Genomic DNA, 7,415 nt, shown 5'->3' with positions numbered 1-7,415 from the left:
TAGTGCTCAGAGTCTTCTGCCAGCGGAGTCTGGAACCGACGCAAACGAAGTGCGTTGCCCAGAACAAATACACTGGATAGCGCCATCGCGCCTGCAGCAAAGATTGGCGAAAGCAGCAATCCATAGGCAGGGTACAGCAAGCCTGCTGCTACAGGGATCAATGCGGCATTATATCCAAACGCCCAAAAAAGATTTTGCCTGATGTTACCTATTGTTGCCTTAGACAATCCAATAGCATTAGGCACACCCTGTAGGTTGCCGGACATTAAGACAACATCAGCAGATTCCACCGCTATATCGGTACCTGTACCAATTGCAAGCCCAATATCTGCCACAGCTAAAGCTGGGGCATCATTAATGCCATCACCAACATAAGCGACCTTACCGTAAGACTCCTTCAACCGACGAACTGCTTCAACTTTCCCTTCTGGCAACACTTCGGCAACCACTTCATCAATACCCAGCTGTCTCGCTATCGCATTTGCTGTATTGGCATTGTCACCTGTAATCATTGCGACTTTGAGCCCCAGTTGGTGCAATGCATTTATGGCAATCGGCGTACTTGATTTAATAGGGTCAGCGACTGCGATAATGGCTGCCAGACGTCCATCGATAGCAACATAGAGTGGAGATTTCCCTTCGTTTCCAAGGCGTATCGCAGTCTTTGAAAAATATTCGATGTCCAAGCCTAACTCACGCATAAATCGATCAGCCCCAATCTCTACGCGCTCTCCGTCTACGGTAGCCCTGACGCCCATCCCAGTAATTGAATCAAACTCAGTCAACACCGGCAGTGATATCTCTTTTCCTAGAGCGGCCTCAACGATAGCGCGGGCAATAGGATGTTCCGAACGTGATTCAACAGCGGCAACTTTTGCTAATACTAAGTCAAGCTCAAACCCTTCAGCCAACTCCAGATCTGTCATTACTGGGCGTCCCTCAGTCAAAGTGCCAGTTTTGTCTACAGCAACGACCTTGGCATCTTTAAGCAACTGCAGAGCTTCTCCCTTACGGAACAAGATCCCCATTTCTGCACCACGGCCAGTACCTACCATGATAGAGGTTGGGGTAGCCAATCCCATTGCACATGGGCAGGCAATGATCAACACAGCCACGGCATTAACCAGTGCGAAAGACAGGGCCGGTGATGGCCCAAATGTTAACCAGGCAAGGAAAGTTAACAACGCTGCCAGCATCACCACAGGAACAAACCATAATGTCACCTTATCGACCACAGCTTGTATGGGTAGTTTAGAGCCCTGGGCTTGCTCTACCATTCTGATTATTTGTGACAGCATCGTCTGACCACCAACGGCTGTTGCACGCAACCTCAATGCTCCTTTCTGGTTAACAGTCCCGCCAACCATTAAGCTTCCGGGAACTTTCTCGACGGGGATAGGCTCCCCCGTTATCATCGATTCATCGACAAAACTTGTTCCTTCGCTCACCTCACCATCAACCGGTACCCGCTCACCTGGTCGAACTTCGACAATGTCATCAAGGGCTACATCGCTGATGGGAATATCGATGACAATACCGTTACGCAGCACATGCGCCTCTTTGGCCTGCAATCCAACCAAACGCTTGATAGCCTCAGACGTTCGACCTTTAGCCCGCGCCTCCATGAATCGTCCTAAAAGAATAAGAGCGACGATTACCGCAGCTGCTTCGTAATACACATTGACGGTACCTTGAGGCAGAAGACCCGGAGCAAAGGTCGCAACCATTGAATAACCGAATGCAGCGAGAGTCCCGACGGAGACGAGAGAGTTCATGTCTGGGCCAAGTCTTAATAACGCGGGAAAACCTTTCACGTAAAAGCGCCGTCCCGGAATAGCCAGCACCAGCAATGTTAACACAAACTGGAGATACCAGCTTTCCTGGAGCCCAATGGTATCCATTATCCATTGATGCATTCCCGGTATCACATGCGACCCCATTTCCAGAATAAATACTGGTAACGCAAGTACAGTCGCCAAAAATAAATCTTTCTTCAACGCAGCCTTTTCAATATCTTTTTTTTCTGCAGTATCATCATTATTCTGGCTTTGGTTATCAACCAGGCTGGCTTCATAACCGATTTTTTCGATAGCAGTTATGAGGTCATCAGCTCCAGCGGTTCCACGAACAGTGGCTCTTTCAGTCGCTAAATTAACAGTGGCTTCCTTTACACCTTTAACCGCTCGGAGCGACTTTTCGACACGCCCTACGCATGATGCACATGTCATGCCCTGAACTGATAACTCTACAGAAGCTTGGGGAACCTCATAGCCGACCTTTTCAACTGCTTCAACCAACGCCATACGATTAACTAATGTATTTAGGCGGATATCTGCACGCTCAGTTGCAAGGTTAACGCTTACGCTTTGTACACCTTCAACCTTAGCCAGAGCGGCTTCAACTCGTCCAACGCAGCTTGCACAAGTCATTCCCTCAATGGGCAAACTGACTTGAGTTTCACCATCATTAGAATGCTGTTTTTTTTGAATGCTCATGATGTATTTCTCATCGTTATGTTCAGATAAAGAACAACCTTAAGGCTTACCATCGTGGGAAGGTCAAGCGCATTATTTTGAACATGCCGATACCGTGGAAGAAATCGTCATAAAATCCTTTACATGAACACATGTTCATGTGTCAGAGTATCGATAAAACCCAGCTTTTTGCTGCAATGTAGTTCACTTAAGCGGAGCTGCCTTGCGATTAACTGGATATCGGGTCTTTGATATTTTTACCGCCCTAGGCCTATTTGGCTTAGGGCGTTTGTCTATAAAAAGGATGGATAAGTCTCCTCGCAGACTTTTTAGACGCTTTGCCGTATTACCGGGAGACACCTCTTTGCACATGACCTTTGTTGACTCGCGATAAACTGACAAGCGTACTTAAAACTGATTTCATTGGGCATTCGACCATGCTCTACTGTCGCTTGACTGGCCTCTCGTCTCACCAAGTTATAACCAAGTAAAAGCCCCCCATAGTTCTTGATAGACAAGCTCCACCGTCTTACTCCTCAGTACTAAAGCGTTGTGTTGCATCGAACTTTTTATGTCTCGATACCCCAACTCAATTTACCATCTCTCATGGTAAAGCTCAGCGACCAATTCTCCGTCGTACTCTTCCCTCGGCAAAGACGTAAACACGGTTTTGTGCTTACCTTGTACTTGATATGTAACGGCTCTGACTTGCCATTTTTCAGGTAGGTTAGGATTTTTCTTGCGTGCCTGTGGTGAGACGTTCATTTCTACCAACATGTCGTCGCTCTCCTCATCGTCCAGAAGGATGTATTTAACCCCTTTCTTAGCAGGCAACAAACAGACCAGTTACCGCGAGTGAAGTAGCGCCGATAATTCAGTAGGCATTCACTCTGCGACGCAGCATGTTGAGCTTATCAACCTGGCGTCGAACATCACTGAAGAATTCTTCTTTCTCCATGGCCAGCGCTAACTCCCATTCTTTGGCTAGACCTTGGCAGTCCAAAAATGAGTATCTCAGCTTCGTCTTTGAAATACGCAGACCCTTGCTAAAGACAACGCGCTTGCCTCGTTGACCGTGAAAACTGTTGATGTACCACTCTATGCCAAAGCCATACTTAAAGTCTCTGATACGGACACCAAGCAGCCCCCAATCTTTAAAGGGCGCATTCTCGCGAACCTTGTAATGGGTAACCCAAAAGTCATCAACTTCAGCTCTTGCCAGCGCTTTTAGCCTGTCCGTTTCTTGCTGAAGTAAATCTGATACCTCTGCTTTCCATTGTTCATTGACGATTTCTACCAAACCAATTTCCCCATCCAATTAACCCCAAAAGCCAAAACCACTATCCGTTTGGCTTTTGGATCGAAACGCCAAACGTAAAACTGCCGTAACAATCACTGTTTGGCGTCTCGACATAAATCAACTCGCGCAACCCCTTACCTGACAAGGGATACAGGCCGATTTCACTTAAAAAAGCCTAAAAAGACGTATTGCCATGAAAATACAAACCGTTTGGCAAGTTCAGGCCAGAATGCAAACGACGTTTGGCGTCTCGATTTTTTTGGCTCAGTCATCCGCCGCCAAACAGCGCCTATTCTCATACTTTTGCGAAAATGCAATAGGCAGATAGATGAAAGGATTTGTCACCTTTCTGCCCACCGCCAGTGCACCGAATCCTGATAATGACATTTGAGTGAACCGCCAGAGCACTTGGAATAGCCCAAGCGTGAACAGCGCGGTTGATTGAAAACCGTTAGAGCACTTTGAGTGCACAGGAGATAAGTATGTTTGTACTAGGCGTAGATATCGGTTACTCGAACCTGAAGCTGGCAATTGGCCAATCAGGCAGTGAACCGAAAACCATTATTCTGCCTGCGGGTGCCGGTCCTGCGGATCGTATGCCAGAGCGTATCGGTGGAGGCGATGATGAAACTTGTTTGTATGTGTCTGTCGATAATGAGCGTTGGGCGGCTGGTGTGCCTGCTGGACGCCTTCAAGGCTGGGAACGAGAGCTTCACCCGGAATATCCCACCACAAAAACCTATAAGGCGCTTTTTCATGCCGCCTTGTTAATGACTGAAACTGACTCCATCGATTTGGTTGTCACTGGATTACCGGTTTCCCAGTTTCATGAACCACAACGCAAGTCTGACCTTGTGAAGCGTTTAAAAGGTGTCCATCAAGTGACGCCTAAGCGCAGCATCACCGTTCATGACGTCAAAGTACTACCACAGCCTGCCGGTGCCTATATGGATCTGGTTCAAACAGGTGGTGATCTGGGCTTGATTGAAGAAGGTCGCGTCGTCGTCATAGATCCCGGCTTCTTTTCTGTTGACTGGGTTGCCCTTGAGGCCGGAGAAATTCGCTACAGCTCATCAGGAACCAGTCTTCAGGCAATGTCCGTGCTACTGGAAACTATTGATAAGCTGATTTCGGAAGATCACGGTGCCAAAGTAGGTATGGATCGACTTGAAAAAGCCATGAGAACAGGCGACTTGCAGGTCCTGCTATTTGGAGAAAAAGTCGATATTTCACCTTATCTGAATGCTGCCATGAAAAAGGTAGCGCCTGTTGCTCTCACAGCCATGCGCCAATCTATGCGCGACGAAAGCATTAATGCGGACTTGGTATTGATCGCCGGAGGTGGAGCCTTGGCTTATAAGGAAGCGGCCAAGGAGATTTTTTCACGAAGCAAGATCATCGTGCCTGAGCAGTCTGTTTTGGCGAACGTCCGAGGCTTCTGGTTTTATGGGGCCTGATTATGAGAGTTGTCGTCAACATTCCCCCAGGGAGCCACCCTGAACTACTCAAAGAATTGGAAAAGACGCCGCCACGGGAACGCGCTGAGCGTCTGCGGATGCTGGCCACCTTTGGGTTAATTCACATGAGCCAACCCAATATATCAACGACATCTGCACCGGTGGATGGCCATGCACCAGATGGTGAAATTACTTCTATGAGTACAGCGCCAGAACCCAAAGCAGAATCACGTAAACAATCATTAAAATCAAAACTAGGGCTGGGCTTATAACATGGCGTTATCAGTTAGCTGGCTCGATGCCAGGTTAAATAAAGAAGCAAAAGAAACCGTAGTAAAAGCCGACCGAGATGGGCTAAGTGCTCGGGTATCGCCCAAGGGCAAAATTGTTTTTCAGTTTCGTTATCGTTTCGATGGCAAGCAACAGCGGGTAGACATAGGTACTTACCCACTTATGAAGCTTGCTGAAGCTAGGAATGAGCTGGATAGGTTAAGGGCTGTACTTGATCAAGGCCGAAACCCTAAGCTCTACCTTCAGCAGGAACGGGCTAAGTATTCTGCCAACCAAAGCTTCGAATCGATTTTTCGAGACTGGATAGACTCTGCCGGTAAGCAAGGGCTAAAGGAGAAAACGTGGCACTACCAAAAACGCAGCAGTGAAATATATTTGCTGCCCAGACTTGGCAAGTACCCATTAACTGACATCAATGAATTGTCCTTGCGAAACTGTCTTCGTGAGGTTTCAGAGTCGTCTCCGTCAAACACAGAACGCCTAGTGTCTGTGCTGCATAAGTTTTATGACTGGCTGATAGATGAACAGATTTTGGAAATTAACGCTGCTGCTGGGATCACAGCAAAGAAGGTTGGTGGTAAGAAAGGTAAACGAACTCGGGTGCTAAACGATAACGAGATCAGGATACTTTGGCGCTATTTGCACGAGTCAAAAATTACTGAGAAGAACCGCATCTACATTAAATTGCTTCTGCTATTGGGCGGTCGCAAGGGAGAACTCATTCAAGCTGAAAAGCATCACTTTGACTTGCAATCTGCAATGTGGACAGTGCCCATAGAGATCCGCAAACAAGGTGAGAAAATTGGAGCGCCGATCATGCGGCCATTGATTAAGCCAGCTATTGAGCTGATTGAACTGGCGATGCAGATGAGCAAATCAACCTACTTGTTTCCCGCGAACGGACAAGAAGAGCTTGCCACAAATGGCTTTGATACCACTATTCCTAACAATGTGAAAATCTGGGCTCGCAGGTCGCTTGGTATTGAGATGGAACATTGGTCTATGCATGATCTTCGCAGAACGATGCGAACGCGTATGTCGGCCATCACGACGCAAGAAGTTGCCGAGTTGATGATTGGCCACAGCAAAAAAGGGTTGGATGCTATCTACAACCAATATCAGTACCTGGATGAAATGCGTCATGCTTACGACGTTTGGTATCAACAGCTAGAAACCATCATCGAGCCGACAGGCTTTCCATTCAACTGGCGTTTCGGACAGTAAAATAAAAGAAAGAGGCTCAGTCCTCTTTCTTCTCATACTCCTCCAAGTCTTCAATGTGCCACAGCTTGTTTCGTGTATTTCGGTTGATACGAGGTTGCGGCAAGCTGCCATCTTTTATTCTTCGCCAGAGCGTCGTATAGCTAATGTGGTAACGAGCCATCACTTCGTAAGACGTTAGAAAAGGGGTTACTTGGTGCGCTACTGCTGTCATCTGCATTCTCCTGAAAATCAATGTAAAGCTATCATCGCCTGATTCATCACTTGTTGATGGTCAGAAAGGTGCATGATTTGTTCAGAAGATCAGGTCCATACAAATGAACTTTTAGGACAGCAGAAAAAAAACCGGTAACCAACTCAACCGGCAAACAATTAGAGATAATCGCGAACGTCTTACCATCATTTCTCGATTTTTGGCATAAAAAATATAGGCAAGTTTTGGCTAAAACCCAGTAGGCACAAGGCCTACAGCTAGGTTTGTGTCATGGAATTTGGCTAAAAACGGTAAATATGGCGATTTGTACTCAAGTTTGTACACACTTTCCGAGGTTACGCTTGAACATCATTGAAAAGCAAAGAAACGAGAAAAAGACAAAAAGCCTTTAAATTCAGTACGTAGAGATGTGATTGTGGTGTGCAATGAAAGGTGGTTTTAAGCGTTGAAAGGCTGGG

General features: G+C 46.9%; 6 protein-coding genes and 1 pseudogene. 3 read left to right on the top strand and 4 right to left on the bottom strand.

All coding sequences use genetic code 11. From position 1 onward, the window contains the following. The 3 genes and pseudogenes from C6Y40_RS15605 to mobI form a co-directional block, all read right to left on the bottom strand. Positions 1–2,495, bottom strand: a 2,495-nt coding sequence (locus tag C6Y40_RS15605; protein WP_088585983.1) for a heavy metal translocating P-type ATPase, incomplete at its 3' end; no start/stop codon positions are given. A 183-nt stretch (positions 2,496–2,678) separates the two neighbouring features. Further along, positions 2,679–3,311: pseudogene (locus C6Y40_RS15600) on the bottom strand (transposase); the annotation flags it as partial. Positions 3,312–3,348: 37 nt separating this feature from the next. Further along, complete coding sequence (gene mobI / locus C6Y40_RS15595) at positions 3,349–3,774, bottom strand: conjugative transfer protein MobI(A/C) (protein WP_425290051.1); 426 nt, start codon at positions 3,772–3,774, stop codon at positions 3,349–3,351. A gap of 482 nt (positions 3,775–4,256) precedes the next feature. Here mobI and C6Y40_RS15590 point away from each other — a divergent pair, with 482 nt between their 5' ends. Genes C6Y40_RS15590 through C6Y40_RS15580 form a run of 3 tightly spaced genes read left to right on the top strand, consistent with a single transcriptional unit; the run spans position 4,257 to position 6,746 of the window. Further along, positions 4,257–5,231 (top strand): ParM/StbA family protein, encoded by a 975-nt coding sequence (locus tag C6Y40_RS15590; protein ID WP_014703154.1) that lies wholly within the window; start codon positions 4,257–4,259, stop codon positions 5,229–5,231. Positions 5,232–5,233: 2 nt separating this feature from the next. Beyond that, a complete protein-coding gene (locus tag C6Y40_RS15585; RefSeq protein ID WP_146129589.1) occupies positions 5,234–5,503 on the top strand; it encodes a hypothetical protein in 270 nt (89 codons plus the stop codon). Position 5,504: 1 nt separating this feature from the next. Further along, positions 5,505–6,746: a tyrosine-type recombinase/integrase gene (locus C6Y40_RS15580; RefSeq protein WP_025441390.1), complete on the top strand. Its 1,242-nt coding sequence runs from the start codon at positions 5,505–5,507 to the stop codon at positions 6,744–6,746. A gap of 16 nt (positions 6,747–6,762) precedes the next feature. On the opposite strand, the gene C6Y40_RS15575 is transcribed toward C6Y40_RS15580, so the two are convergent. Beyond that, on the bottom strand, positions 6,763–6,957 hold the full coding sequence (locus C6Y40_RS15575) for a helix-turn-helix transcriptional regulator (protein ID WP_000127614.1): 195 nt from the start codon (positions 6,955–6,957) through the stop codon (positions 6,763–6,765). Positions 6,958–7,415 lie beyond the last annotated feature (458 nt).

This window comes from Marisediminitalea alba, assembly GCF_002993365.1.
In the GTDB taxonomy this organism is placed as follows: Bacteria; Pseudomonadota; Gammaproteobacteria; order Enterobacterales; family Alteromonadaceae; genus Alteromonas; species Alteromonas alba.
Note: the sequence above shows the minus strand (reverse complement) of the source record. Positions and strands in the feature narration are given on the sequence as shown.

Bases quoted from the DNA above. Each gene is read 5' to 3' on its own strand.
- C6Y40_RS15585 (WP_146129589.1), top strand. From the start codon at position 5,234: ATGAGAGTTGTCGTCAACATTCCCCCAGGGAGCCACCCTGAACTACTC.
- C6Y40_RS15575 (WP_000127614.1), bottom strand. From the start codon at position 6,957: ATGACAGCAGTAGCGCACCAAGTAACCCCTTTTCTAACGTCTTACGAA.
- C6Y40_RS15590 (WP_014703154.1), top strand. From the start codon at position 4,257: ATGTTTGTACTAGGCGTAGATATCGGTTACTCGAACCTGAAGCTGGCA.
- C6Y40_RS15580 (WP_025441390.1), top strand. From the start codon at position 5,505: ATGGCGTTATCAGTTAGCTGGCTCGATGCCAGGTTAAATAAAGAAGCA.